Source organism: Kluyvera cryocrescens NBRC 102467 (assembly GCF_001571285.1).
Taxonomy (GTDB): domain Bacteria; phylum Pseudomonadota; class Gammaproteobacteria; order Enterobacterales; family Enterobacteriaceae; genus Kluyvera; species Kluyvera cryocrescens.
This window is the reverse complement of the sequence record NZ_BCTM01000007.1, coordinates 198,862-223,266: the sequence shown is the minus strand read 5'-3', so window position 1 is coordinate 223,266 and position 24,405 is coordinate 198,862. Positions and strand designations below refer to the sequence as shown.

Below are 24,405 nucleotides of genomic sequence, written 5' to 3'. Positions count from 1 at the left end.
GTGAGATGCAAGGCCTTGGACGGCCTACAAAATCTGACGATTTGTAGGCCGTGTCGCTCTCTGCGGTTATTTACATCGCCGCGCGGAAAATGGCCATAATTTCATCGTGCGTGGCCTGAATCGGGTTGGTCAAGCCGCAGGCATCTTTCAGCGCATTGGTCGCCAGAACAGGAATATCTTCTTCTTTCACATTCAGGTCGCGCAGACCTGCTGGAATGTTCACCTGACGCGCCAGTTTGCGAATGGCGTCAATGCAGGCCTGTGCCCCCTGCTCGTGGCTCATCGCGCTCACATCAATGCCCATCGCCTGGCCGCAATCGCGCAGACGCGCGGCCGCCACCTTGCTGTTGAACACCTGTACGTGTGGCAGCAGTACCGCATTACACACGCCGTGCGGCAGATCGTAGAAACCACCGAGCTGGTGCGCCATCGCGTGGACATAGCCCAGCGATGCGTTATTGAAGGCCATCCCGGCGAGGAACTGGGCATAGGCCATCGCTTCACGCGCTTCGCTGTTGCTGCCGTTTTCCACCGCCGTCGGTAAATTCTCCACGATCATGGTGATGGCTTTCAGCGCACAGGCATCGGTAATCGGCGTCGCCGCAATAGACACATAGGCTTCAATGGCGTGGGTCAGCGCATCCATACCGGTCGCGGCGGTCAGCCCTTTCGGCATTCCTTCCATCAGGGAGGAGTCGTTGACGGACAGTACCGGTGTGACATGCTTGTCCACGATCGCCATTTTGATATGGCGCGTCACGTCGGTGATGATGCAGAAACGGGTCATCTCAGATGCGGTACCCGCTGTGGTGTTGATCGCAATCATCGGCAGCTGAGGTTTAGCCGAGCGGTCAACGCCTTCGTAATCGCGGATATCACCGCCGTTGGCCGCAACCAGCGCGATCCCTTTCGCGCAGTCGTGCGGAGAACCACCGCCCAATGAGATAACGCAGTCGCAATCATGGGCGCGGAGTAACTTCAGGCCATCCTCAACGTTAATGGTGGTTGGGTTCGGATGCGTACCATCAAACACGACGCTCTGAATATCAAATTCCTGGAGGCGTTTTTGAATATTCCCCGCCACGCCCAGCTTATTCAGCACAGCATCGGTCACAATTAAGGCATGGCGATAGCCATATTCCCTCATTGTATTCATTGCGTCGCTTAATGCGCCATTACCGATAACGTTCACTGATGGAATGTAGAAAGTTGATGCGGCCATGATAGTTCCTTTATTTAATAAGCAGGCCACGAGAGTAGAGGAATAGAGAGTGTGAAAATATGATCATCATTGCATTTTCACCGTTCGAAAAAATAAAAAGCACGTCAGGTTAAGATTCCTAACGCGCTGATTATTAATTAATATATTTTTGTATTTCGTTTGATATATTTTTTACATTAATTGTTAATTTTTATTATCAGGGAACAACAGCGCATCGCGCAATAAATGATCATTTCCGCGACGACGCGTGAAACCAATGCGGTTAAAATACTCCAGGATCTGAATGGCTAATTTACGGCCTACATTCAGTTTATCGCGAAAATCAGCCGCACAGGTCGAGCCTTTTTCCAGGTCCAGTTCACGAATCATACTGGCAAACGCCACAATACGGTCATTACGATAATAGCGATCTTTCACTATCGCCGTAATCATCCCCTGCTGCGCGGCCAGACGAAGAACTACGCGCATGGTGTTCTCCTCTGTTCCCGTCTGCGCTGCCAGGTCCCGAACCCACCACGGCTCATCGCCAAACAGCGGCTCGGCTTTCAGCCAGACGGCCAGCTGCTCGTCGGTGAAGCCAACTTTATGATCCGGCAGATGTAACCAACCGTGATGGCTGGCAATGTCGCCGCTCTCGCGCATCTGCTCAATCAGCGTCAGGACCAGTGCTTCCTCTTCCATCGGCAGCGCAATACGGCGTAAGCGCTCGCGCCCCGGGCCGGGTTCGTCTTTATGCTGCTCGTGATAAACCGCCAGCGCGTCCAGAAGCTTACGCTGCCAACGTGCCGCGAGCGGTGCATCCAGCAGGCTATCGCCGGCGAGGATAAATCCCGGCTGAGCGATCAACTGCTGTAGCCCCAAAGGACTTAGTTGGCGTGCCCAACCAAATTCACCCAGCTTCACCGCATCACGGGAAAGATGCACCGCGAGCGCCTGAGCATCATCTTTTGCCAGCGCCAGCGCGGCAATCCACGCCAGGTACTCCGGTTTGCGTTTGCCACGACGCGGCGAATTTAGCGTGACCACCCGAGCCCCTGCCAGCGTCACTTTGGCTGAGATATCGCGCAGCACAAGCCGGTCGTTATCGGCCAGCCATAGCGGCGCATCGAGGACCAGCTCCGCCAGATTATTTTCCAACAGCGAAACCCGCCCCGTGATGTGACTCGCCGCATGGTGAATATGCAGCGGCTGCCATTGACTCAGCGGCGTGTGGCTATGCAATTCAACAATCACCCGCTCGGAAGGCGCAGGAGGTTCTTCTGAGAGCAGCCAATCGCCTCGGCTCAGGTCATCTTTTTCCGCCGCTCCGACGATATTGAGCGCAATACGCTGCCCACCGTGCGCCTGTTCTACCGGCTGGTTCTGCGCATGCAGACCACGCACGCGCATTGGCGTGCCCTTACCGGTCAACCATAGCGTGTCGCCTACGCGGACATCGCCGGACAGCGCCGTGCCAGTCACGACCAGACCCGCGCCCTTGACGGTAAACGCGCGGTCGATAGCCAGACGGAAACGCTGATGCGCCTGATGGACGCGGGCAGAAAGCTGGCGCAAGTGGTCACGCAGCGCTTCAATACCAATATTTTCCGTTGCCGCCGTGTCGAACAACGTCGCAGCGTCGAAACCGTATTCACGCAAAACATCGGCGACTTCGCGGCGGACCTCCTCGACGCGCGCAGCATCCACGCGGTCGGTTTTGGTCAGCGCCACGGTGAGCGTTGGATTCCCGGTCAGCTGCAGGATCGCCAGATGTTCACGCGTTTGCGCCATCACGCCGTCATCGCACGCCACCACCAGCAGTGCATGATCGATCCCCCCCACGCCCGCCAGCATATTTGAGAGAAACTTTTCATGGCCTGGCACATCGATAAAACCCAGAACGCGTCCGTCCGCCTGCGGCCAGTAGGCATAACCTAAATCGATGGTCATCCCGCGGGATTTCTCTTCCGGCAGACGATCGGCGTTGATGCCGGTAATCGCCTGCAACAGGGTGGTTTTGCCGTGGTCAACGTGCCCGGCGGTGGCAATAATCATTTCAACAACATCTCCAGAAAACGAGGTTCATCTTCAAGGCAGCGCAAATCGAGCCACAGACGACCATCATAAATTCGCCCGATAACCGGGATAGGCAGGCTGCGCCAGCGGGTCGACAGCGCTTCCAGTTGGCTGCCCCGCCCGTCATGAGGCGTCAGCGCGATTGCCGCACTCGGCAGGCTTTCTGACGGCAGTGAACCGCTGCCAATTTGCGACGCGCACGGCATCACCTGCACGGAAAATTCATCGCCATAACGCGCAGCCAGCGGTTCGCGTAAGCGTTCGGCCTGCTGCTGAATGTCTTGCACACTGCGGCTCAACAGACGCAGCGTTGGCAGTTCAGCCGCGAGTTTTTCAGGATGCAGATACAACCGCAAAGTGGCTTCCAGCGCGGCGAGGGTCATTTTGTCTGCCCGCAGCGCGCGCTTGAGCGGGTGCTGCTGTAGCTGGGCAATTAACGCTTTTTTCCCGACGATAATCCCAGCCTGCGGGCCGCCCAACAGTTTGTCGCCGGAGAAGCTCACCAGGCTCACGCCTGCGGCAATCATCTCCTGAGGCATCGGCTCTTTCGGCAGGCCGTAGTGGCTAAGATCGACCAGCGAACCGCTGCCAAGGTCCGCAACCACCGGTACATCCAGCTCACGGCCTATTTCCGCCAACTCGGCTTCATCTACCGATTTGGTGAAACCTTCAATGCTGTAGTTACTGGTGTGCACCTTCATCAACAGCCCGGTGTTGTTATTCACCGCCTGGCGATAATCTTTTGCGTGAGTGCGGTTGGTGGTGCCCACTTCGTGCAGCACACAGCCCGCCTGGCGCATCACGTCGGGAATGCGAAACGCACCGCCAATCTCGACCAGTTCGCCGCGAGAGACCACGACCTCTTTCCCCGCCGCCGTCGCCGCCAGCATCAGCAATACCGCTGCAGCGTTGTTATTCACGATGCAGGCGTCTTCAGCCCCGGTTAACCGACACAGCAAATCCGCCAGCGCCCGATCGCGATGACCGCGCCCGGCGCCGTCCAAATCATATTCCAGCGTCACCGGATCCCGCATCGCCTGGGTGACCGCCTCAATCGCCGACTGTGACTGCTGCGCGCGGCCCAAATTAGTGTGCAACACGGTTCCCGTCAGATTAATGACCGGGCGCAGCGCGCTTTGGGCATCTTGCTGTAAACGACGGGCCGTTTCCTGTGCCCAATGCTCGCACCAGGCGGGAAGCGTTTGCTGTTCACGAATGCTCAAACGCGCTTCTTCCTGCATCTGGCGGAGCTGTTCCACCACCTGAGAATGACCATGAACATCAAGTAGACGGGCAAACCCAGGATCGCGTAGTAGGCGGTCAGTTGCGGGAAGCTGGCTGTAGAGTGAACGGTTTTCGGTAGTCATGGATAGGCCTGACGGTTAAATGTTGCCCCTCCCGACCGAGAGGGAGTCATAGAAAAGGATTGTACAATGTACAGAGGCTTAGCGTTATAGCGTTCAATCAAGCCTTTGGCGGTTCGGTACGTGCAAAACTTTCGCGCACGAAGAGCGTTTCTGCCAGTTTGACCAGATTTGGGCGATCGACACACCAGCCGGGAGCAATGCGGCGGAAATTGAGATAACCAATCGCGCAGGCAATGGCGATAGTCGCAAGATTTAGGGTATCAGGCTTCAGCGTGCCGTCGACAAGATAACCTTCCAATGCGTCGAGGCTACGGCTAATTTTTTGCCGCTGACGCAGCACTTCTGATTCAGACTGCTGCGCGGCTGGACGCGCCAGCTCTCGCACGGAAGCGAGGCCCGCATCCATAATGCCATCAGCCAGCGATTCAAGCTGGCGCACTTTTAGCGCGGCCAAAGGATCGTGCGGCACCATCTCTGGGGCGATGCCAAGCAGTTCGATGTACTGGGCGATAATGGGTGAATCAAACCAGTACTCGCCGTCGTCCGTTACCAGCGCGGGAACCTTGCCCAGGGGATTAAACTGGGCAACCCCGTTTTCCTCGCTGTAGGGCTGCTCGTTCACAAACTCAAACGCCATCCCCTTCTCCAGCAGCAGGATTGAGATTTTACGTACAAATGGGCTGGTGTAGCTGCCGACCAATTTCATCATTGTCTCCTTCGCGCCAACAAAGAGATCAGTATGGCTCAGGCCGCCGCATTCGCCCCCTGGTTTTTACCGCCCTAGTGATCCAGATAGAGATAATGCATCCAGCTGGTCATGCGCAGCAGCACCTTACGCATTACCGAAACGTGAGCAAAATGGTCAGAGTAAACCGCGACCTGGGCGTAGATACCGTCCGGAAGCGCATCAACATCGGCATTGGGATCCAAATCGATCAGCGCCAGTACGCCGTCAGTCCCCGGCACCACGGTTAACGACTGCAATGCCCCCTGAGCCTGGTAAGATCCCCCCGGAACAACCGGAAGAATACTCGACAGTTTGCCGTGGAAAACCTGTCCTGGCAGAGCGTTAAAGACCACTTCCGCATCATCACCGGTCTCAAGACGCAGCAGCGAATTCTGGCGGAACTGGGCGACAATCTGTCGTTTCTGTTCGGGGATAAAGACCATCACCGGACGCAGCGGCAGCGCGGCGGCGTAGGTCCCCGGGCGGATAAGAACCTGAGTGACGTAGCCATCGCTCGGTGCACGGATTATGGTTTGGTCGAGGTTATATTTCGCCTCCGTCAACTGCGCCCGCAGGCTGACAATCTGCGACTGCTCGCCGTTGACCATACTGTCTAACTGGCTCTGTATCTGCGCCTGTTCGGCCACGGAGCCTTTGACCATCGCATCCTGCGCCAGATAGTTTTGCCGCGCGTTATCAATATCGCTTTCTGAGAATGGATTGACCCGGGCCTGACTGCCTTTCAGGTATCGCTGGTAATCTTTGTACAGGCGGTCACGCTCCGCCGACACGCGGGTGGTGTTGGCTTGCGCTTCAGAGAGCTGGCCTTTTAGCGTCTGCACATTGTGCGTCGCCGTCACCAAATCCGCCTGTAGGCGATCAACCCGTGCCTGATAACGCGTGGGGTCAATTTTAAAAAGCACATCCCCTTTTTTTATCAACTGGTTATTTTTATCCGTCACTTCGCTCACCACACCAGTGACCTGCGGCGTAATTGGAATCGAAATAACCGCTTTTTGCGCCGTAAACGTATAAGGGTGGTTGTAGTTCATTAATAAAATAAGCCCGCTTACCAAAAATATACCGCCCAACGCCGCGGTAGCCAGCGTCCATTGGTTAACCGGAATCCGGAATATTTTAAATATCGCCCACGCCAGCGCGACATAGGTCAACACAATCAGCAGATCCATGATTATTGCTCCGGCGTGTTCGCGTCAGTGGAGGGACGAAGTTCCGCAATCTTTTGCTCCAGCTCAGCGACCCGACGGGAGAGCTGTGTGAGCGTGTCATCCCCGCCGGGAGCAGGATCTGGCGGCCGAATATGCGACTGCATTCCCCAACCGCGTTCCGGCTGGTAGAGCGTGGCCCAAATCCATAAGAACGGCCAAATCACGTGCAGAGTAAACAGGCTCACCCAGCCCGCGGTATGTATGGCATCCGCGTGAGGATGATTACGCTTTTTCGCAATCGTATAGGGAATATCGTGAATCATGATGATTCCGTAAAACAGAACCAAAAAGACGAAGATCAGCACACCTAACGCAAAATAGTTTAGAAACATACTTGCCTCAGAATTACGCTAATAAGAGTTATAGACCGGAGGCAGCCGCACGCAATCGTGGCTGATATTAGTGAAGATAATGTGCGTTGGTCATTTTCGCCATCATACCGAAGGGGAATTTTTACTTCTGGAGACAACCCGCAATTATTGCTGGCAATGTAGGGGATACATTACCAGCGCAGAATACTTTTCATCATTTTATTTGTGTTGGCTTTCCACTGGACGGTATAGGTTTCGGTAGTATTCCAGTCGCGCCAGAAACATCGCCGCCTTGTCCTCAGGAATCTCTAACGGGACCTGATCGGAATGCGGTCGTTTTTTGAGATACTCCATAAACGCCTGGCTGGAGGCCATGAAATCTACCGCTTTATCGATGATTTGCGGGACGTTCTCACCCATTTTGCTCATTACGCGTCCTCCTTTCTTTAAGACCTTGCTATAAGAATGGATAATCAAGCCAAAAGGGGTTGAGGAAAATGTGCGAATTTACATCAGTAATTTTCAAAAAAGCGATCAAGTTAACTAATTTATGAAATCGTAATGTTATTCAATATGTTATATATTTAGGTTGCTTACTATACCGCAAAGAAACCACCTCGTTTTGTATAATTAACTACCAGAAATGAGCGACAACGCGCATACTAGGGGTTATTACGTCTATTTTATTAACAGATATCAGCAACATGAAAGAAATCGAAAAGAACGAAATCAAACGCCTGAGCGACCTGCTTGACGCGATCCGCCACCAGCAGGCTGCCCTGTCCCTGGTCGACAGCGCAGAGAAATACGCCGAGCTGGAAAGCGAAAAAGACAAACTCGAAACCGAAATCGCTCGCCTGCGTGAAGTACATACGCAAAAGCTGAGCAAAGAAGCGCAAAAGCTGGCAAAAATGCCATTCAGCCGCGCTATCACTAAAAAGGAACAAGCCAACATGGGCGCGCTCAAGAAAAGCGTTCGTGGCCTGGTTGTCGTTCATCCCATGACCGCCCTCGGTCGTGAAATGGGTCTGCAGGTGATGACGGGGTTCGCCAAGAGCGAATTCTGATTTTCCTATGCACCCGACCTTCTCCCGCCCTGGGAGAAGGTCTGTTTTACCTTTCCCTCTCGCCCGCAAAATTGGCCCAACCAATTTAACAACCAAATCGCTATTGGTTCACAATTCCATCATCTGAAATCACAATGCCATTGCTAATGCATAACATTTGGTTAACCATTCGCTGTCATTACCCCTACACAACCCAATTGGCAGGGCCAATTTTACACAAACTGTGACACAGAGATGAGCTGAGACTCACCGTGGCGCGGCGCGTAAGGCCCCCTGGAGACCTGCATGAGCCTCTGGCAACAAAACTACGATCCGGCTGGGAATATCTGGCTATCGAGCCTGATCGCATCGCTCCCGATCCTGTTCTTCTTCTTCGCACTGATTAAACTCAAGCTGAAAGGCTACGTTGCCGCCAGTTGGACGGTCGGTATCGCTTTGGCCGTCGCCCTGCTGTTCTATCAAATGCCGGTCGACCGCGCATTGGCCTCGGTGGTATACGGTTTCTTCTACGGCCTGTGGCCAATTGCCTGGATTATTATCGCCGCCGTCTTCGTCTACAAAATTTCGGTGAAGACCGGGCAGTTCGATATTATTCGCTCGTCAATTCTCTCCATTACCCCCGACCAGCGCCTGCAAATGCTGATCGTGGGTTTCTCCTTCGGCGCCTTTCTCGAAGGGGCTGCCGGGTTCGGCGCACCGGTCGCAATTACCGCGGCACTGCTGGTTGGCCTCGGCTTTAATCCGCTGTATGCGGCGGGGCTGTGCCTGATCGTCAATACCGCACCGGTTGCCTTTGGCGCGATGGGTATTCCGATTCTGGTTGCCGGCCAGGTCACCGGTCTGGATAGCTTTGAAATCGGCCAGATGGTGGGCCGTCAGCTACCGTTCCTGACCATTATCGTCCTGTTCTGGATCATGGCGATTATGGATGGCTGGCGCGGCATTAAAGAGACCTGGCCTGCGGTAATGGTGGCGGGGGGCTCCTTTGCTATCGCGCAGTACCTCAGCTCCAACTTCCTTGGCCCTGAGCTGCCGGATATCATCTCGTCGCTGGTATCACTGGTCTGTCTGACGCTGTTCCTCAAACGCTGGCAGCCGGTGCGTATTTTCCGCTTTGGTGATATGGGCGCATCGCAGGTCGATATGGATCTGTCGCGTACCCACTACAGCGCTGGGCAGATTATTCGCGCATGGTCGCCGTTCCTGTTCCTGACCGCTACCGTGACGCTGTGGAGCATCCCACCGTTTAAAGCGCTGTTCGCCCCAGGTGGCGCGCTGTATGAGCTGGTGATTAATATTCCGGTGCCGTACCTCGACAAGTTAGTCGCGCGCATGCCGCCGGTGGTCAACCAAGCGACGGCCTACGCTGCGGTCTATAAGTTCGACTGGCTCTCGGCCACCGGTACCGCCATTCTGTTCGCCGCGCTGCTGTCTATCGTCTGGCTGCGGATGAAGCCAAAAGATGCCATCAATACCTTCGGCTCCACGCTCAAAGAGCTGGCGCTGCCGATTTACTCTATCGGTATGGTCCTGGCATTTGCCTTTATCTCTAACTACTCGGGCCTGTCTTCAACGCTGGCACTGGCGCTGGCGCATACCGGCCACGCGTTCACCTTCTTCTCGCCGTTCCTTGGCTGGCTTGGGGTATTCCTGACCGGTTCAGATACCTCCTCCAACGCCTTGTTCGCCGCGCTGCAGGCTACTGCCGCACAACAGATTGGCGTCTCGGACGTTCTGCTGGTTGCCGCCAACACCACCGGCGGCGTGACCGGGAAAATGATTTCACCGCAGTCCATCGCTATTGCTTGTGCCGCGGTAGGTCTGGTGGGTAAAGAGTCCGACCTGTTCCGCTTCACCGTGAAGCACAGCCTGATATTCACCTGCATGGTGGGCGTGATCACCACGCTGCAGGCTTACGTCTTAACGTGGATGATCCCGTGATAACACTGCCCAAACGTCTGTCAGACGATGTCGCCTGCCGCGTGCGGGCGCTGATTGAAGAACAACAACTGGAAGCGGGCATGCGTTTGCCCGCGGAAAGAAAGCTGGCAAGCCAGCTCGGCGTCTCGCGCAATTCACTGCGCGAAGCGCTGGCAAAACTGGTGAGCGAGGGCTTGCTGCTAAGCCGTCGCGGCGGCGGCACCTTCGTGCGCTGGCAGCATGAAGGCTGGTCTGAACAGAATATTGTGCAACCGCTGAAAACTCTGCTGGCAGACGATCCTGACTACAGCTTCGACATTCTTGAAGCCCGTCATGCCATCGAAGCCAGCACCGCCTGGTACGCCGCGATGCGCGCGACCGACGCTGATAAAGAAAAAATCCGCCTCTGCTTTGAAGCGACCCAGAGCGATGACCCCGACCTCGCCTCGCAGGCCGATGTACGATTTCATCTGGCGATTGCGGAGGCATCCCACAACGTGGTGCTGCTGCAAACCATGCGCGGTTTTTTCGACCTGCTGCAATCCTCGGTGATCCAGAGCCGCGAGCGTATGTATCTGGTCCCCCCCGTTTTTGCAAAGCTCACTGAACAGCATCTGGCGGTCCTGAATGCGATCACCGCCGGTGACGCCGAAGGAGCCCGTCAGGCAATGATGGCGCACCTTGGGTTTGTCCACACCACGATTAAACGTTTTGATGAAGACCTGGCCCGCCAGGCGCGGATCACCCGCCTGCCCGACGACCACACTGATATTTCCAGGGAGAAAAAAGCATGATTATTTCCGCCGCGAGTGACTACCGCGCCGCTGCCCAGCGCATCCTGCCGCCGTTCTTATTCCACTACATCGACGGTGGCGCCTATGCAGAACACACTCTGCGCCGCAACGTGGAAGATCTGTCAGACGTCGCGCTGCGCCAGCGGGTGCTGAAAAATATGTCCGACCTGAGCCTGGAAACCACGCTGTTTAAAGAGCAGCTCTCCATGCCTGTCGCGCTGGCGCCTGTCGGATTGTGCGGCATGTACGCTCGCCGCGGCGAAGTTCAGGCTGCGGCCGCAGCCGATGCCAAAGGTATCCCCTTTACGCTCTCCACCGTATCGGTGTGCCCTATCGAAGAAGTCGCGCCCACCATTAAACGTCCAATGTGGTTCCAGCTGTACGTGCTGCGCGACCGTGGTTTTATGCGTAACGCACTGGAACGCGCCAAAGCCGCCGGTTGCTCAACGCTGGTGTTCACCGTCGATATGCCTACGCCGGGTGCGCGCTACCGCGATGCCCATTCCGGCATGAGCGGCCCGAACGCCGCAATGCGTCGCTATTGGCAGGCGGCGACTCACCCACAGTGGGCGTGGGATGTGGGCCTGAACGGTCGTCCGCACGATCTAGGTAACATCTCCACCTATCTGGGCAAACCAACCGGACTGGAAGATTACATCGGCTGGCTGGCGAATAACTTCGATCCATCCATCTCCTGGAAAGACCTGGAATGGATCCGCGAATTCTGGGACGGTCCAATGGTGATCAAAGGGATCCTCGATCCAGAAGATGCTCGCGACGCAGTACGCTTTGGCGCGGACGGCATTGTGGTATCCAACCACGGCGGCCGCCAGCTTGACGGCGTACTCTCGTCAGCACGAGCCCTGCCGGCAATTGCTGACGCGGTGAAAGGCGATATAACTATTCTCGCCGATAGCGGGATCCGCAACGGACTGGATGTGGTGCGCATGATTGCGCTGGGTGCCGATAGCGTGCTGTTGGGCCGCGCTTATCTGTATGCGCTGGCAACGCACGGCCAGGCCGGTGTAGCTAATCTCTTGAATCTGGTTGAAAAAGAGATGAAGGTCGCCATGACGCTGACCGGGGCGAAATCAATTAAAGAAATTAGCCGTGATTCACTGGTGCAGAACGCTGAAGTCGCGCAGGTGTTTAATGCCATTAAGCGCGGTGATGCGGCATAGGATTGCCTCCTGTATTCCCCTCCGCTCTCGGGCAGAGGGGATCGTTTGACCTTGCCTGAAAACGTGAACGTCAAAGTGTGAAGGTGGCCAAACACCTTATTTTTGCCCGTCATCCTGCACGTCCCTCTCTGCCTGTCCGGGAGAGAGGCGGGATGAGGGTTTCGCCAAATTCTGCTATCCTGCCCGCGCAATCCAAGGGGGCAGTATGCTTAATATCGTTTTATTCGAACCAGAAATCCCACCCAATACCGGGAATATCATCCGTCTGTGCGCTAATACCGGCTTTAACCTGCATATTATCGAACCCATGGGTTTTGCCTGGGATGATAAGCGCTTACGCCGCGCGGGACTGGATTACCATGAATTTACCGCCGTACAGCGCCACGCTGATTACGCCGCATTTGTGGAAAGCGCCCGGCCCCAGCGTTTATTCGCCCTGACGACCAAAGGTACACCGGCGCACAGCGCGGTGAGCTATCAGGACGGTGATTTTTTGCTGTTTGGCCCGGAAACCCGTGGACTGCCCGCGACCATTCTGGACGCGCTGCCGCCTGAGCAAAAAATTCGCATTCCGATGATGCCGGACAGCCGCAGTATGAACCTGTCCAACGCGGTGTCGGTAGTGGTGTATGAGGCATGGCGCCAACTGGGATATCCCGGCGCAATCTTGCGGAGTTAATTCATGATGAGCCGGATGGCGCCTTGACGTCACCTTCCGGCTAGAGCATTCACGGGTTAAATACCGTCGCCGTATTCAAATCCATGATTAATGCCGTTGAAGTGCTGATCCATATCCATCGCCGGTTTATCCGACTCCGGCTTGCCGACGATGCGCGCCGGAACCCCTGCCGCCGTGGTATGCGGAGGGACGGGCTGCAGAACCACGGAACCAGCGCCGATTTTCGCACCGCGTCCCACTTCAATATTGCCGAGGATTTTTGCCCCGGCGCCAATCATCACGCCTTCACGAATTTTCGGGTGACGATCGCCGCTGGTTTTACCGGTACCGCCGAGGGTCACGGACTGCAGAATCGACACATCATCTTCAATGACCGCCGTTTCACCGACTACGATACCGGTCGCGTGGTCGAGCATGATACCGCGGCCGATTTTCGCCGCCGGGTGGATATCCACCTGGAAGGAGACCGACACCTGGTTTTGCAGGAAAATCGCCAGCGCGCGACGTCCCTGTCCCCACAGCCAATGGCCAATACGATAAGCCTGCAGCGCGTGGAAACCTTTCAGGTACAGCAGCGGGGTAGAATACTTATCGACCGCCGGGTCACGGGTGCGAACGGCCTGAATATCACAGGCCGCAGAGGCAATCATTTCCGGGTCAGCAGCGTAGGCTTCTTCGACGACTTCGCGAATGGCGATGGCGGGCATAATGGAAGAGGCCAGCTTGTTCGCCAGCATGTAGCTTAATGCACTGCCCAGATTTTCATGCTTAAGTAGCGTCGCGTGATAGAAGCTGGCGAGCATAGGCTCGCAGTCCGCCAAGGCTCGGGCTTCGGCTTTAATATTGTTCCAGACAATTTCCAGTTCTTCACACGACATTGCGTACTCCAGACGTATTGGAACGATCGGCCAGTCTCTGCTCGCCGGATCGTTGCGATGACAAAGGTTTCCTGCGTTTTAGTTGCCGCTATGCTCATCCTTGCGTGCACGACCTAATAAGGTCAATGCTGCCTCGCGCGCACTTTTTCCGCAATATAATACCTGATAAATTTCCTCGGTTATTGGCATTTCGACACCTACGCGGTGTGCCAACTCGCGAACTTCTTTGGTATTACGATAACCTTCGACCACCTGACCAATTTTGTCCTGCGCTTCCTGCACCTGCGCGCCCTGTCCCAGTGCCATGCCGAAACGACGGTTGCGCGACTGGTTGTCGGTACAGGTCAGCACTAAGTCACCCAGCCCTGCCATGCCCATAAAGGTCACCGGATCGGCACCCAGCGCCACGCCAAGGCGCGACATTTCGGTCAAACCGCGGGTGATAAGCGCCGTACGCGCGTTTGCACCAAAACCGATGCCATCAGAGATACCGGCGCCTATCGCAATCACGTTTTTCACCGCACCGCCCAGCTGGACGCCGATGAAGTCCGGGTTGCTGTATACGCGGAAACTCTTGCCGCAATGCAGCAGCTGCTGCAAATCGTCAGCAAAGACCGGGTCGGTCGCCGCCAGCGAAATCGCCGTCGGTAAACCTGCCGCCAGCTCTTTTGCAAAGGTTGGGCCTGAAATCACCGCCAGCGGGATATCATCGCCCAGCGCTTCACGCGCCACTTCCTGCAGCAGTCGGCCGGTTTCAGCCTCCAGCCCTTTCGTCGCCCACACCACGCGCGCATCAGGGCGCAGCAACGGTTTCATTTGGCGAAGAACATCACCAAAGACGTGGCTTGGCACCACAACCAGAATATCGCGACTGGCGGCCAGTGCGGTCGCAAGGTCACTTTCCAGATGCAGCGTTTCAGGGAATGGAACGTCAGGAAGAAAAGCCGCGTTGCAGCGATCGTGCTGGAGGGTCGCGACATGTTTAGGATCGTGGCCCCAGAGTACAACCGGGTGGCCATTTCTTGCCACGGTGATGGCAAGAGCGGTGCCGTAAGAGCCGGCACCGATCACAGTCATTGAAGCATTAAGTGCGTTCATCAGGCATCCTGATGTTGTTCTGCACCTTCGCCAGCCTGCTGCTGCAGATAGTTCATGAACAGCGCATCAAAGTTAACCGGCGCAAGGTTCAGCTGTGGGAAAGTCCCACGGGAAACCAGGCTGGTGATGCATTCACGCGCATACGGGAACAGGATGTTCGGGCAGTATGCACCCAGGCAATGGGCCATCTGAGTCCCTTCGATACCTTCAATGGAGAAGATACCCGCCTGCTGAGTTTCGCACAGGAACGCAGTTTCTTCGCCCAGAGTCGCCGTTACGGTGACACGCAACACCACTTCATACACGCCTTCAGCCAGTTGGTTGGATGCGGTATCAAGATCAAGTTTAACCTCTGGTTGCCAATCTTTCTGGAAAACCTGTGGCGCATTTGGCGCTTCGAAAGAAACGTCTTTGGTGTAGATGCGTTGGATCTGGAAAGCCATTTCTGCGTTGTTTTGTTCTGACATGTGTAAAAACCCTTTCGTGTTGTCCTTAAAAATAGGCGGTATGCCTCACGCCCGCAAAGGGCAGGCGCGAGCGCTTAGTAAAGCATTAGCGCAGCAGGGGATCGAGTCCACCACGTGCATCAAGCGCATACAAGTCGTCACAGCCGCCAATGTGCTGTGCATCAATAAAAATCTGCGGAACCGTGGTACGGCCACTGCGCTGAATCATCTCTTCGCGCTTTTCCGCGTTACCATCGATTGGCAGTTCGTCAAAAGAAACGCCTTTCTCAGACAGCAGCGCTTTCGCACGGTGGCAATAAGGGCACGTCGCTTTGGTATAGATTTCAATCTTCGCCATTACAGCTCTCCTGACTTTACCCAATTAGTGAGCAGGGTTTACTTACCGCGAACCAGAGGCAGGTTTTCACCGCTCCAGCCTGCGATGCCTTCTTTCAGAACGAAGACTTTCTCAAAGCCTGCTTTTAACAGCAAGGTGGCGGACTCGGTTGCCTGCAAACCAGAACCGTCGGTCACAATCACCGGCTTATCTTTGTGCTTATCCAGCTCGCCGACGTTGTTGGCTTTGATTTCAGTTGGCAGTAGGTTCAGGGAACCGGCGATATGCCCTTTACGGAAATCATCACGCTGGCGCAGGTCAACAACCACCGCGTCTTCTTTGTTAATCAAACGCGTCGCTTCACCGCGATTGATGACTTTAACTTTGGACATCAGCCCTTTAAAGGTGGTGAACAGCACGGCCGCCAGCAGCGCGATCCACGCGATACTCAGGACAGGGTGACGACCAACAAATTGCATAATCTCTTGCATGGGGGGTAACAGCTCCCGACGTGTAATGTTTAAAAACCAGGGAAGGAGTATACCTGCGGCGTGGCGCAAATACAGCCAGCGCGCGTGATGTAATGCGTTTTCTGCGGAGTGCTACCGAAAAAAAACCGGGGAATGTGTGCTTTTCGCCCATCATGCCCCCGCTTTCTTTGATCTCTCATTGTTATTTTATCGATTCAGCTGTAGTAAAATTACGCAAATTTTCTGTCTTTAGAGCATGAGGTTGTCGCAATGTCGGTTTCTAAAAAACCTATGGTACTGGTGATCCTGGATGGCTACGGCTACCGCGAAGAGCAGCAGGATAACGCTATTTTCACTGCAAAAACTCCCGTCATGGATGCGCTGTGGGCAAAACGTCCGCATACCCTGATTCACGCGTCTGGCCTCGAAGTTGGCCTGCCTGATGGTCAGATGGGTAACTCCGAAGTGGGCCACGTTAACCTGGGCGCCGGTCGTATCGTCTACCAGGACCTGACCCGTCTCGATGTTGAAATCAAAGAGCGTACCTTCTTCGCGAACCCGGTGCTGTCCGGCGCGGTAGACAAAGCCGTGGCGGCGGGTAAAGCGGTGCACATTATGGGCCTGCTGTCTGCCGGTGGCGTTCACAGCCACGAAGATCACATCATGGCGATGGTTGAACTGGCAGCCGAACGCGGCGCAGAAAAAATCTACCTGCACGCCTTCCTTGATGGCCGTGACACCCCACCGCGCAGCGCCAAAGGTTCTCTGCAGACATTCGAAGAGAAGTTTGCCGCGCTGGGCAAGGGTCGCGTCGCGTCCATCATTGGCCGTTACTACGCCATGGACCGTGACAACCGTTGGGATCGCGTTGAGCAAGCTTACAACCTGCTGGTTGAAGCGAAAGGTGAGTTCCAGGCAGATACCGCCGTTGCCGCGCTGGAAGCCGCTTACGCACGCGACGAAAACGACGAATTCGTCAAAGCGACCGTGATCCGCGCAGCCGGCCAGGCCGATGCGGCTATGGAAGACGGCGATGCGCTGATCTTCATGAACTTCCGTGCCGACCGCGCGCGTGAAATCACCCGTGCTTTCGTGAACGCGGACTTCGACGGCTTTGCCCGTCGCAAAGAAGTGAAGCTGGGCGATTTCATCATGCTGACCGAATACGCAGCAGATATCAAAGCGCCGTGCGCTTACCCACCAGCCTCACTGGAAAACACCTTCGGTGAGTGGATGGCGAAGCACGATAAAACCCAGCTGCGCATCTCTGAAACTGAGAAATACGCACACGTGACCTTCTTCTTCAACGGCGGCGTAGAAGACCCGTTCAAGGGCGAAGATCGTATTCTGATCAACTCCCCGAAAGTGGCCACCTATGACCTGCAGCCGGAAATGAGCTCCGCTGAGCTGACCGAGAAACTGGTTGCTGCTATCGAAAGCGGTAAGTACGACACCATTATCTGTAACTACCCGAACGGCGATATGGTTGGCCACACCGGCGTCATGGAAGCCGCAGTCAAAGCGGTTGAAGCGCTGGATCACTGCCTGAGTGAAGTGACTCAGGCGGTTGAAAAAGTGGGCGGCCAACTGCTGGTTACCGCTGACCACGGCAACGCTGAGCAGATGCGCGATCCGGCCACCGGCCAGGCACACACGGCGCACACCAGCCTGCCGGTTCCGCTGATCTACGTGGGCGATAAAACCGTGAAAGCGGTGGAAGGCGGTAAGCTTTCCGATCTCGCACCAACCATGCTGTCGCTGATGGGGATGGAAATCCCGCAACAGATGACTGGTAAGCCGCTGTTCATCGTGGAATAATCCCTCCCCATGAGGGGAAAGGCGATTTATTCTATTAAATGGGCCGGAGCAACGCTTCGGTCCTCGTTCTACGCCAGCGCACTCAGCGCTGGCGTATTGCTGTGCGCCGCGCCCGCCCATGCGGACGACCGCTCGCAGCTGCAATCGATTCAGGCTGATATCGCCGCCAAAGAGCGCGCGGTACGCCAGCAACAGCAGCAACGCTCTACTCTCCTCGCCCAGCTTAAAGCGCAGGAACAGGCTATCGCCGCTGCCGCTCGCCAGCTACGCGAGACGCAAAATTCGTTAGCTCAGCTCAATGCCCAAATTGCGGAAATGAACGCCTCTATCGCTAAGCTGGAAAAACAGCGGCAAATGCAGGAGCGTAATCTGGCCGCACAGCTCGACGCTGCGTTCCGTCAGGGTGAGCATACCGGAATCCAGTTAATCCTCAGCGGTGAAGAAAGCCAGCGTGGACAGCGCCTGCAGGCCTATTTCGGTTACCTGAACCAGGCACGCCAGGAAACTATCGCCGAACTGAAAGAGACGCGTGAACAGGTTGCCGCACAAAAAACCGAGCTCGAAGAAAAGCAAAGCCAGCAGCAAACGCTGTTGTACGAGCAGCGCGCCCAGCAAACCAAACTGGAGCAGGCGCGTAACGAACGTCAAAAGACCATTTCCGGACTTGAATCCTCTATTCAGCAGGGCCAGCAGCAGCTAGGCGAACTGCGTGCCAACGAATCCCGTTTGCGTAACAGCATTGCGCGTGCGGAAGCGGCGGCGAAAGCCCGCGCCGAACGCGAAGCCAAAGAGGCGGAAGCGGTGCGCGACCGCCAGAAAGAAGCTACCCGTAAAGGCACCACCTATAAACCGTCGGAAAGCGAACGTTCGTTGATGTCGCGTACCGGTGGTCTTGGCGCACCGCGTGGACAGGCCTTCTGGCCCGTGCGCGGCACCACGCTGCATCGTTATGGCGAACAGCTACAAGGTGAGCTACGTTGGAAGGGGATGGTCATTAGCGCTTCGGAAGGCACCGAGGTGAAAGCCATCGCTGACGGTCGCGTCATCCTTGCCGACTGGCTACAGGGCTACGGCCTGGTCGTCGTTGTTGAGCACGGTAAAGGCGATATGAGCCTGTATGGTTACAACCAGAGCGCGCTGGTAAGCGTGGGTACGCAGGTGCGTGCCGGGCAGCCGATTGCTCTGGTGGGCAACAGTGGCGGCCAGGGCCGGCCTTCACTCTATTTCGAAATTCGCCGCCAGGGTCAGGCGGTCAATCCACTGCCGTGGTTGGGAAGATAAGTTTTGCTTCAATTTCGCCAGTTCGTTCTTCTTAGTACGCTGGCATTAGCTGCACCAGGCTATGCCGGCAAACTCGCTATCGTTATCGATGATTTTGGTTATCGTCCACACCAGGAAAATCAGGTGCTGGCGATGCCGTCATCCATCTCTGTCGCCGTTTTACCCAATGCACCGCACGCGCGTGAAATGGCCACAAAAGCCCACAACAGCGGGCATGAAGTGCTGATTCACCTGCCGATGGCACCACTTAGCAAACAGCCGCTGGAGAAAGATACTCTGCGTCCGGATATGAGCAGCGATGAAATCGAGCGCATCATCCGTGAAGCTGTGGATAAAGTGCCGTATGCCGTGGGCCTCAATAACCATATGGGCAGCGCCATGACCTCCAGTCTGTTCGGCATGCAGAAAGTGATGCAGGCGCTGGGCCGTTACAATCTCTATTTCCTCGACAGCATGACGATTGGCAATAGCCAGGCCATGCGCGCAGCAAATGGTACCGGCGTGAAGGTCATTAAGCGTCGGGTATTCCTCGATGACACGCAGAACGAGGCGGATATCCGCGTCCAGTTCAATCGGGCTATCGATCTGGCGCGGCGCAACGGCTCGGCGATTGCAATTGGTCACCCGCATCCAACAACCGTGCGGGTGCTACAGCAGATGGTCTATAACCTGCCGTCAGATATTACGCTGGTGCGTCCGAGCAGTCTGCTCAACGAACCGCAGGTTGATACTTCAAGGCCTAACAGCGGTCTCCCGACACAAGTCCAGCCAACCGCACCGCGTAATCCGTTCCGCGGTGTTAAGCTTTGCAAGCCGAAGAAACCGCTGGAACCGGTCTACGCCAGCCGCTTCTTCAACGTGTTAAGCGAGAGCATCACCCACAGCACGCTGGTGCAATATATGCAGCTGCAGTGGCAGGGGTGGCAGAGCTAGTCTTTCAGTCCCAAGGTGAGATGGGCCAAACGACGCGGGGTGAGTGATTTATCACGCATCTTGTTGAAGCGAATGGCCCACAGCATCACCTGATACGCCAGCTTCACGCTGCAAATATTACTGACCATCCGCTTAAACATGCCGGAAACTTCAGCCTCAGCAACCATACGCTCGCGGATCTGCCGATCCGGCTCTTTGCGGATGCAGTGGCACACGCGCATGGCTTCGTAAATCACCTGCTGTTTAAACTCAGGATAAATAGGAATACGCCCAGCGTAGTCGCGATTCATCTTGTCCAGTAGACGGGTAATTTTGATGTAGTGACGCTGATAGGCGAGGTTTTTTAGCCCGGTACGCGGCAGGCGGCTAACCGATGCGCCGTGCAGGAAGTATTTGTACAACGGCACTTCCGTGTAACGCGCGCGTTTGGCGTTAAACATAAACTCGGTCGACCAGATGATATCCTGGTGGTGCAGGCCTGGTATAAAACTCAATCCCGCATCAACGATAGTTTGATGACGGTAAACACCCATCCACACCACGTGACGCCAGCGGCGGCTTGCCAGCCCTTTGCGCAGCCACTCTGGGCCGGTCATCACCTCGGTCGAGCGGATACGCTCAGGCGGAATAGAAGCCCAGGTTTTGCCCGTTTCCGCAATACACCAGTCGGCGTTGCACTGCGCGACGTCCAGATTGTCCGTCAGCGCCATATTCATTAGCGTTTCGTACATTTGCGGATAGGCAATGTCGTCACCATCCACGTAGGCAATGTACTCCCCCCTGGCGATCTTTATCCCGGTGTTTCGCGCCGCGGAAACGCCCGCATTGCGCTGGTGCAGCAGATGGACATGCGGATAACGATCCACATAGGCCTGGGCAAGCTCCGCCGAATTATCCGTCGAACCATCGTTGACGATGATAATTTCGATATTCTTCCAGGTTTGCGCAATCAGCGAATCCATACAGGCAATAAACGGCTCGCCCGTATTGTAAAGCGGCATAATGACGCTCAGGAGACCGGGGGTATAGGTCATATAAAATCCTGCCAAACAGTATGATTAACGGCAATATTTAACATATTGGAGGGTAAAGGTCAGCGAAACTTCGTGCTGTCTTTTACGCGAGAGGGCAAAAAAATCCCCGGATATTTAACGCTATTAAACATCCGGGGACAACTGACGCTTACCCATCGGTGCGGGCGGTTAATCCCAGCTCAGTACCACTTTGCCGGACTGGCCGGAACGCATGGCATCAAAGCCCTTCTGGAAATCATCAATGCCGAAGCGGTGGGTGATGATAGGGGAAAGATCCAGACCAGACTGAATCAGTGCCGCCATCTTGTACCAGGTTTCAAACATTTCCCGGCCATAGATACCTTTAATAAACAGCCCCTTAAAGATAACTTTCGTCCAGTCGATGGACATATCCGACGGAGGAATACCCAGCATCGCAATGCGGCCGCCGTGGTTCATGGTGTCGAGCATTGTGCGGAACGCGGGCGGCGCCCCGGACATTTCCAGACCCACGTCAAAGCCTTCGGTCATGCCCAGTTCAGCCATCACGTCGTTGAGGTTTTCTTTCGACACGTTGACCGCGCGGGTGACGCCCATTTTACGCGCCAGTTCCAAACGGTACTCGTTCACGTCAGTAATCACCACGTTACGCGCCCCTACGTGTTTGGCAACCGCTGCTGCCATCACGCCAATTGGGCCAGCCCCTGACACCAGTACATCTTCGCCCACGAGATCGAAAGAAAGCGCGGTATGCACGGCGTTACCGAATGGGTCAAAGATTGAAGCCAGATCGTCGGAAATGTTGTCCGGGATTTTAAAGGCGTTAAAGGCCGGGATCACCAGATACTCAGCAAAGCAGCCCTGACGGTTTACGCCAACGCCAATGGTGTTACGGCACAGGTGCGTACGACCGCCGCGACAGTTACGACAGTGGCCGCAGGTGATATGGCCTTCGCCGGAAACGCGATCGCCCAGCTTAAAGCCGCGCACTTCCTGGCCAATGCCGACAACTTCACCAACATACTCATGTCCCACCACCATCGGAACCGGAATGGTTTTCTGCGACCATTCATCCCAGTTGTAAATATGCACGTCGGTGCCACAAATCGCGGTTTTGCGGATCTTAATCAGCAGGTCGTTATGACCGAGCTCCGGTTCCGGAACGTCGGTCATCCAGATACCTTCTTCGGCTTTCAGTTTAGATAACGCTTTCATCTCACACCCTTAGGCAATGACGCCCAGTTGTTTACCGATGCGGGTAAAGGCTGCCACCGCACGTTCAATTTGTTCCGTCGTATGCGCCGCCGACATCTGGGTACGAATACGCGCCTGACCTTTTGGTACAACAGGGAAGAAGAAACCGGTCACATAGATCCCCTCTTTTTGCAATTCACGGGCAAAGTTCTGTGCAATAACCGCATCGCCCAGCATCACCGGAATAATCGCGTGGTCAGCACCTGCGAGGGTAAAGCCCGCGGCGCTCATTTTTTCGCGGAACAGACGCGCGTTGGCCCACAGCTTGTCGCGCAGCTCGCTGCCCTCTTCAACCATCTCCAATACTTTGATGGATGCAGCAACGATGGCCGGCGCCAGGGAGTTGGAGAACAGGTATGGGCGGGAGCGCTGACGCAGCCACTCAACCACCTCTTTACGCGCCGCGGTATAGCCGCCGGACGCGCCCCCCAGCGCTTTGCCCAGGGTACCGGTGATGATGTCCACGCGGCCCATTACTTCGCAGTATTCGTGAGAACCACGGCCATTTTCGCCAACAAAACCGACGGCATGGGAGTCATCAACCATCACCAGCGCATCGTATTTGTCCGCCAGGTCGCAGACGCCTTTCAGGTTGGCGATGACGCCATCCATGGAGAAAACGCCGTCGGTAGCAATCAGCACATGACGCGCACCGGCTTCACGGGCCTCTTTCAGACGAGCTTCCAGCTCCTGCATATCGTTGTTGGCGTAGCGGAAGCGCTTCGCTTTGCACAGACGCACGCCATCGATGATCGAAGCATGGTTCAGGGCATCGGAGATAATCGCATCTTCAGCGCCAAGCAGCGTTTCGAACAGACCGCCGTTAGCATCAAAACAAGAGGAATACAGAATGGCATCTTCCATGCCGAGGAAAGCCGCGAGCTTCTGCTCCAGCGCTTTGTGGCTGTCCTGCGTACCGCAGATGAAGCGGACGGAGGCCATACCAAAACCGTGGCTGTCCATCCCCGCTTTCGCTGCTTTAATCAGCTCAGGATGGTTGGCCAGGCCAAGGTAGTTGTTGGCGCAGAAGTTGATGACGTGACTACCGTCACCGACCGTGATATCCGCCTGTTGAGCGGAAGTAATGATACGTTCTTCTTTGAACAGACCCTCGGCACGCGCGGTCTCCAGGTCGTTCGTTAACTGTTTGTAGAAATCACCACGCATTGCAACTCTCCAGATTCGGTAAAATTTGGCACATATTACCCAAAGCTATACGCTGATACGAGATGATGCATGTCTGAATGAATTATTTGCAGCATAAATCACGTGGCTTAGGCTCTCTGCATGGTGAAAGGCTGAAGGCTTAGCAATGTGATGATATGATAAGAGGTATTAGCGCCCTGGATAGTCCAGGGTACTCACATTTCAAAGGTTACAGTTATGATCATCGTTACCGGCGGCGCTGGCTTCATCGGCAGCAACATCGTGAAAGCGCTCAATGACAAAGGCATCACTGACATTCTGGTGGTGGATAACCTGAAAGACGGCACCAAGTTCGTCAACCTGGTCGATCTCGACATCACCGATTACATGGATAAAGAAGATTTTCTGATCCAGATTATGGCCGGTGAAGAGCTCGGTGACATCGAAGCCGTATTCCACGAAGGCGCCTGCTCCTCCACCACCGAGTGGGACGGTAAGTACGTGATGGATAATAACTATCAGTACTCCAAAGAGCTGCTGCACTACTGCCTGGAGCGTGAAATTCCGTTCCTGTACGCCTCTTCTGCAGCCACCTACGGCGGACGCACCAGCGACTTTATCGAGTCCCGTGAATTTGAAAAACCGCTCAACGTTTACGGCTACTCCAAATTCCTGTTCGACGAATACGTTCGCCGCATCATGCCAGAAGTCGACTCCCCCATTGTTGGCTTCCGTTACTTCAACGTCTATGGCCCGCGCGAAGGCCACAAAGGCAGCATGGCGAGCGTGGCTTTCCACCTCAACACCCAGTTGAACAATGGCGAAAGCCCGAAACTGTTCGAAGGCAGTGATGGCTTCAAGCGTGATTTCGTCTACGTGGGTGACGTAGCGGCAGTGAACCTGTGGTTCTGGGAAAACGGCGTCTCCGGCATTTTCAACCTCGGTACCGGCCGCGCGGAATCCTTCCAGGCTGTGGCTGACGCGACGCTGGCGTACCACAAAAAAGGCAGCATTGAGTACATTCCATTCCCGGATAAACTGAAAGGCCGCTATCAGGCGTTTACTCAGGCCGATCTGACCAACCTGCGTGCTGCGGGCTACGATAAGCCATTTAAGACCGTCGCCGAAGGCGTTACGGAATATATGGCCTGGTTGAACCGCGACGCGTAAGAAGTCAGC

24 protein-coding genes are annotated in these 24,405 nt (G+C 55.4%); 9 read left to right on the top strand and 15 right to left on the bottom strand.

The genetic code is table 11. From position 1 onward, the window contains the following. Positions 1-70 precede the first annotated feature (70 nt). The 7 genes from yiaY to KCR01S_RS05905 form a co-directional block, all read right to left on the bottom strand. Entirely contained in the window at positions 71-1,222 is a 1,152-nt protein-coding gene (yiaY, locus tag KCR01S_RS05935; RefSeq protein ID WP_061280954.1) for an L-threonine dehydrogenase, read from the bottom strand. A gap of 183 nt (positions 1,223-1,405) precedes the next feature. Beyond that, on the bottom strand, positions 1,406-3,256 hold the full coding sequence (gene selB / locus KCR01S_RS05930) for a selenocysteine-specific translation elongation factor (protein ID WP_061280951.1): 1,851 nt from the start codon (positions 3,254-3,256) through the stop codon (positions 1,406-1,408). After that, the gene (selA, locus tag KCR01S_RS05925) at positions 3,253-4,644 is read right to left on the bottom strand and encodes an L-seryl-tRNA(Sec) selenium transferase (RefSeq protein ID WP_061280946.1); all 1,392 of its coding nucleotides are present in this window, start codon (positions 4,642-4,644) and stop codon (positions 3,253-3,255) included. Before selA ends, selB begins: the two co-directional genes overlap by 4 nt. Before the next feature lie 97 nt (positions 4,645-4,741). Further along, entirely contained in the window at positions 4,742-5,350 is a 609-nt protein-coding gene (locus KCR01S_RS05920) for a glutathione S-transferase (protein ID WP_061280943.1), read from the bottom strand. Between the two features lie 74 nt (positions 5,351-5,424). Beyond that, a complete protein-coding gene (locus KCR01S_RS05915; RefSeq protein WP_061280940.1) occupies positions 5,425-6,561 on the bottom strand; it encodes an HlyD family secretion protein in 1,137 nt (378 codons plus the stop codon). 2 nt (positions 6,562-6,563) lie between these two features. Then, a complete protein-coding gene (locus tag KCR01S_RS05910; protein WP_061280937.1) occupies positions 6,564-6,932 on the bottom strand; it encodes a DUF3302 domain-containing protein in 369 nt (122 codons plus the stop codon). Positions 6,933-7,130: 198 nt separating this feature from the next. Beyond that, positions 7,131-7,340, bottom strand: a complete 210-nt coding sequence (locus KCR01S_RS05905; protein ID WP_061280931.1) for a hypothetical protein — start codon at positions 7,338-7,340, stop codon at positions 7,131-7,133. A gap of 275 nt (positions 7,341-7,615) precedes the next feature. Here KCR01S_RS05905 and KCR01S_RS05900 point away from each other — a divergent pair, with 275 nt between their 5' ends. The 5 genes from KCR01S_RS05900 (at position 7,616) to trmL (ending at position 12,552) form a co-directional block, all read left to right on the top strand. Then, positions 7,616-7,978, top strand: coding sequence for a YibL family ribosome-associated protein (locus KCR01S_RS05900; RefSeq protein ID WP_061280926.1), 363 nt, complete (start codon positions 7,616-7,618; stop codon positions 7,976-7,978). Between the two features lie 285 nt (positions 7,979-8,263). Next, a complete protein-coding gene (gene lldP / locus KCR01S_RS05895) occupies positions 8,264-9,919 on the top strand; it encodes an L-lactate permease (protein WP_061280923.1) in 1,656 nt (551 codons plus the stop codon). Beyond that, entirely contained in the window at positions 9,916-10,692 is a 777-nt protein-coding gene (gene lldR / locus KCR01S_RS05890) for a transcriptional regulator LldR (protein WP_061280920.1), read from the top strand. Before lldP ends, lldR begins: the two co-directional genes overlap by 4 nt. Next, on the top strand, positions 10,689-11,873 hold the full coding sequence (lldD, locus tag KCR01S_RS05885; RefSeq protein WP_052282757.1) for an FMN-dependent L-lactate dehydrogenase LldD: 1,185 nt from the start codon (positions 10,689-10,691) through the stop codon (positions 11,871-11,873). The genes lldR and lldD overlap by 4 nt, the downstream gene beginning before the upstream one ends. 205 nt (positions 11,874-12,078) lie before the next feature. Beyond that, positions 12,079-12,552, top strand: a complete 474-nt coding sequence (trmL, locus tag KCR01S_RS05880) for a tRNA (uridine(34)/cytosine(34)/5-carboxymethylaminomethyluridine(34)-2'-O)-methyltransferase TrmL (protein WP_061280917.1) — start codon at positions 12,079-12,081, stop codon at positions 12,550-12,552. A gap of 56 nt (positions 12,553-12,608) precedes the next feature. Here trmL and cysE read toward each other — a convergent pair whose 3' ends face one another. The 5 genes from cysE to KCR01S_RS05855 all read right to left on the bottom strand — a co-directional run bounded on the left by cysE (position 12,609) and on the right by KCR01S_RS05855 (position 15,802). Beyond that, positions 12,609-13,430: a serine O-acetyltransferase gene (cysE, locus tag KCR01S_RS05875; RefSeq protein WP_052282755.1), complete on the bottom strand. Its 822-nt coding sequence runs from the start codon at positions 13,428-13,430 to the stop codon at positions 12,609-12,611. 78 nt (positions 13,431-13,508) lie between these two features. After that, positions 13,509-14,528 (bottom strand): NAD(P)H-dependent glycerol-3-phosphate dehydrogenase, encoded by a 1,020-nt coding sequence (gene gpsA, locus KCR01S_RS05870; RefSeq protein ID WP_061280914.1) that lies wholly within the window; start codon positions 14,526-14,528, stop codon positions 13,509-13,511. Next, positions 14,528-14,995 (bottom strand): protein-export chaperone SecB, encoded by a 468-nt coding sequence (gene secB, locus KCR01S_RS05865; RefSeq protein WP_052282753.1) that lies wholly within the window; start codon positions 14,993-14,995, stop codon positions 14,528-14,530. Before secB ends, gpsA begins: the two co-directional genes overlap by 1 nt. Before the next feature lie 85 nt (positions 14,996-15,080). Continuing rightward, positions 15,081-15,332, bottom strand: coding sequence for a glutaredoxin 3 (gene grxC / locus KCR01S_RS05860; RefSeq protein ID WP_061280911.1), 252 nt, complete (start codon positions 15,330-15,332; stop codon positions 15,081-15,083). Positions 15,333-15,370: 38 nt separating this feature from the next. Continuing rightward, a complete protein-coding gene (locus KCR01S_RS05855) occupies positions 15,371-15,802 on the bottom strand; it encodes a rhodanese-like domain-containing protein (protein WP_061280908.1) in 432 nt (143 codons plus the stop codon). 249 nt (positions 15,803-16,051) lie between these two features. Here KCR01S_RS05855 and gpmM point away from each other — a divergent pair, with 249 nt between their 5' ends. From gpmM to KCR01S_RS05840, 3 genes are read left to right on the top strand one after another with little or no spacing between them, the layout of a single operon-like run. Continuing rightward, the gene (gene gpmM, locus KCR01S_RS05850; protein WP_061280905.1) at positions 16,052-17,599 is read left to right on the top strand and encodes a 2,3-bisphosphoglycerate-independent phosphoglycerate mutase; all 1,548 of its coding nucleotides are present in this window, start codon (positions 16,052-16,054) and stop codon (positions 17,597-17,599) included. Positions 17,600-17,608: 9 nt separating this feature from the next. After that, a complete protein-coding gene (gene envC / locus KCR01S_RS05845) occupies positions 17,609-18,880 on the top strand; it encodes a murein hydrolase activator EnvC (protein ID WP_061280901.1) in 1,272 nt (423 codons plus the stop codon). 3 nt (positions 18,881-18,883) lie between these two features. Next, positions 18,884-19,813 carry a divergent polysaccharide deacetylase family protein gene (locus tag KCR01S_RS05840; protein ID WP_061280897.1) on the top strand — a complete coding sequence of 310 codons (930 nt, stop codon included), beginning with the start codon at positions 18,884-18,886 and terminating at the stop codon, positions 19,811-19,813. Here the strand turns inward: KCR01S_RS05840 and KCR01S_RS05835 are convergent. From KCR01S_RS05835 to kbl, 3 genes are all read right to left on the bottom strand, one after another. Next, positions 19,810-20,847: a glycosyltransferase gene (locus KCR01S_RS05835; RefSeq protein WP_061280894.1), complete on the bottom strand. Its 1,038-nt coding sequence runs from the start codon at positions 20,845-20,847 to the stop codon at positions 19,810-19,812. The two genes, KCR01S_RS05840 and KCR01S_RS05835, sit on opposite strands and share 4 nt — an antisense overlap. Positions 20,848-21,015: 168 nt before the next feature. Beyond that, a complete protein-coding gene (tdh, locus tag KCR01S_RS05830; protein ID WP_061280891.1) occupies positions 21,016-22,041 on the bottom strand; it encodes an L-threonine 3-dehydrogenase in 1,026 nt (341 codons plus the stop codon). Between the two features lie 9 nt (positions 22,042-22,050). Next, complete coding sequence (gene kbl, locus KCR01S_RS05825) at positions 22,051-23,247, bottom strand: glycine C-acetyltransferase (RefSeq protein WP_061280889.1); 1,197 nt, start codon at positions 23,245-23,247, stop codon at positions 22,051-22,053. Positions 23,248-23,463: 216 nt separating this feature from the next. Between kbl and rfaD the strand changes: the two genes are divergently transcribed. After that, the gene (gene rfaD / locus KCR01S_RS05820; RefSeq protein ID WP_061280886.1) at positions 23,464-24,396 is read left to right on the top strand and encodes an ADP-glyceromanno-heptose 6-epimerase; all 933 of its coding nucleotides are present in this window, start codon (positions 23,464-23,466) and stop codon (positions 24,394-24,396) included. The last annotated feature ends 9 nt before the right edge of the window (positions 24,397-24,405 follow it).

Excerpts from the sequence above, each read along its gene's own strand:
- yiaY (WP_061280954.1), bottom strand. The coding sequence starts at position 1,222 with ATGGCCGCATCAACTTTCTACATTCCATCAGTGAACGTTATCGGTAAT.
- selB (WP_061280951.1), bottom strand. The coding sequence starts at position 3,256 with ATGATTATTGCCACCGCCGGGCACGTTGACCACGGCAAAACCACCCTG.
- selA (WP_061280946.1), bottom strand. The coding sequence starts at position 4,644 with ATGACTACCGAAAACCGTTCACTCTACAGCCAGCTTCCCGCAACTGAC.
- KCR01S_RS05920 (WP_061280943.1), bottom strand. The coding sequence starts at position 5,350 with ATGAAATTGGTCGGCAGCTACACCAGCCCATTTGTACGTAAAATCTCA.
- KCR01S_RS05915 (WP_061280940.1), bottom strand. The coding sequence starts at position 6,561 with ATGGATCTGCTGATTGTGTTGACCTATGTCGCGCTGGCGTGGGCGATA.
- KCR01S_RS05910 (WP_061280937.1), bottom strand. The coding sequence starts at position 6,932 with ATGTTTCTAAACTATTTTGCGTTAGGTGTGCTGATCTTCGTCTTTTTG.
- KCR01S_RS05905 (WP_061280931.1), bottom strand. The coding sequence starts at position 7,340 with ATGAGCAAAATGGGTGAGAACGTCCCGCAAATCATCGATAAAGCGGTA.
- KCR01S_RS05900 (WP_061280926.1), top strand. The coding sequence starts at position 7,616 with ATGAAAGAAATCGAAAAGAACGAAATCAAACGCCTGAGCGACCTGCTT.
- lldP (WP_061280923.1), top strand. The coding sequence starts at position 8,264 with ATGAGCCTCTGGCAACAAAACTACGATCCGGCTGGGAATATCTGGCTA.
- lldD (WP_052282757.1), top strand. The coding sequence starts at position 10,689 with ATGATTATTTCCGCCGCGAGTGACTACCGCGCCGCTGCCCAGCGCATC.
- trmL (WP_061280917.1), top strand. The coding sequence starts at position 12,079 with ATGCTTAATATCGTTTTATTCGAACCAGAAATCCCACCCAATACCGGG.
- cysE (WP_052282755.1), bottom strand. The coding sequence starts at position 13,430 with ATGTCGTGTGAAGAACTGGAAATTGTCTGGAACAATATTAAAGCCGAA.
- gpsA (WP_061280914.1), bottom strand. The coding sequence starts at position 14,528 with ATGAACGCACTTAATGCTTCAATGACTGTGATCGGTGCCGGCTCTTAC.
- secB (WP_052282753.1), bottom strand. The coding sequence starts at position 14,995 with ATGTCAGAACAAAACAACGCAGAAATGGCTTTCCAGATCCAACGCATC.
- grxC (WP_061280911.1), bottom strand. The coding sequence starts at position 15,332 with ATGGCGAAGATTGAAATCTATACCAAAGCGACGTGCCCTTATTGCCAC.
- KCR01S_RS05855 (WP_061280908.1), bottom strand. The coding sequence starts at position 15,802 with ATGCAAGAGATTATGCAATTTGTTGGTCGTCACCCTGTCCTGAGTATC.
- gpmM (WP_061280905.1), top strand. The coding sequence starts at position 16,052 with ATGTCGGTTTCTAAAAAACCTATGGTACTGGTGATCCTGGATGGCTAC.
- envC (WP_061280901.1), top strand. The coding sequence starts at position 17,609 with ATGAGGGGAAAGGCGATTTATTCTATTAAATGGGCCGGAGCAACGCTT.
- KCR01S_RS05835 (WP_061280894.1), bottom strand. The coding sequence starts at position 20,847 with ATGACCTATACCCCCGGTCTCCTGAGCGTCATTATGCCGCTTTACAAT.
- tdh (WP_061280891.1), bottom strand. The coding sequence starts at position 22,041 with ATGAAAGCGTTATCTAAACTGAAAGCCGAAGAAGGTATCTGGATGACC.
- kbl (WP_061280889.1), bottom strand. The coding sequence starts at position 23,247 with ATGCGTGGTGATTTCTACAAACAGTTAACGAACGACCTGGAGACCGCG.
- rfaD (WP_061280886.1), top strand. The coding sequence starts at position 23,464 with ATGATCATCGTTACCGGCGGCGCTGGCTTCATCGGCAGCAACATCGTG.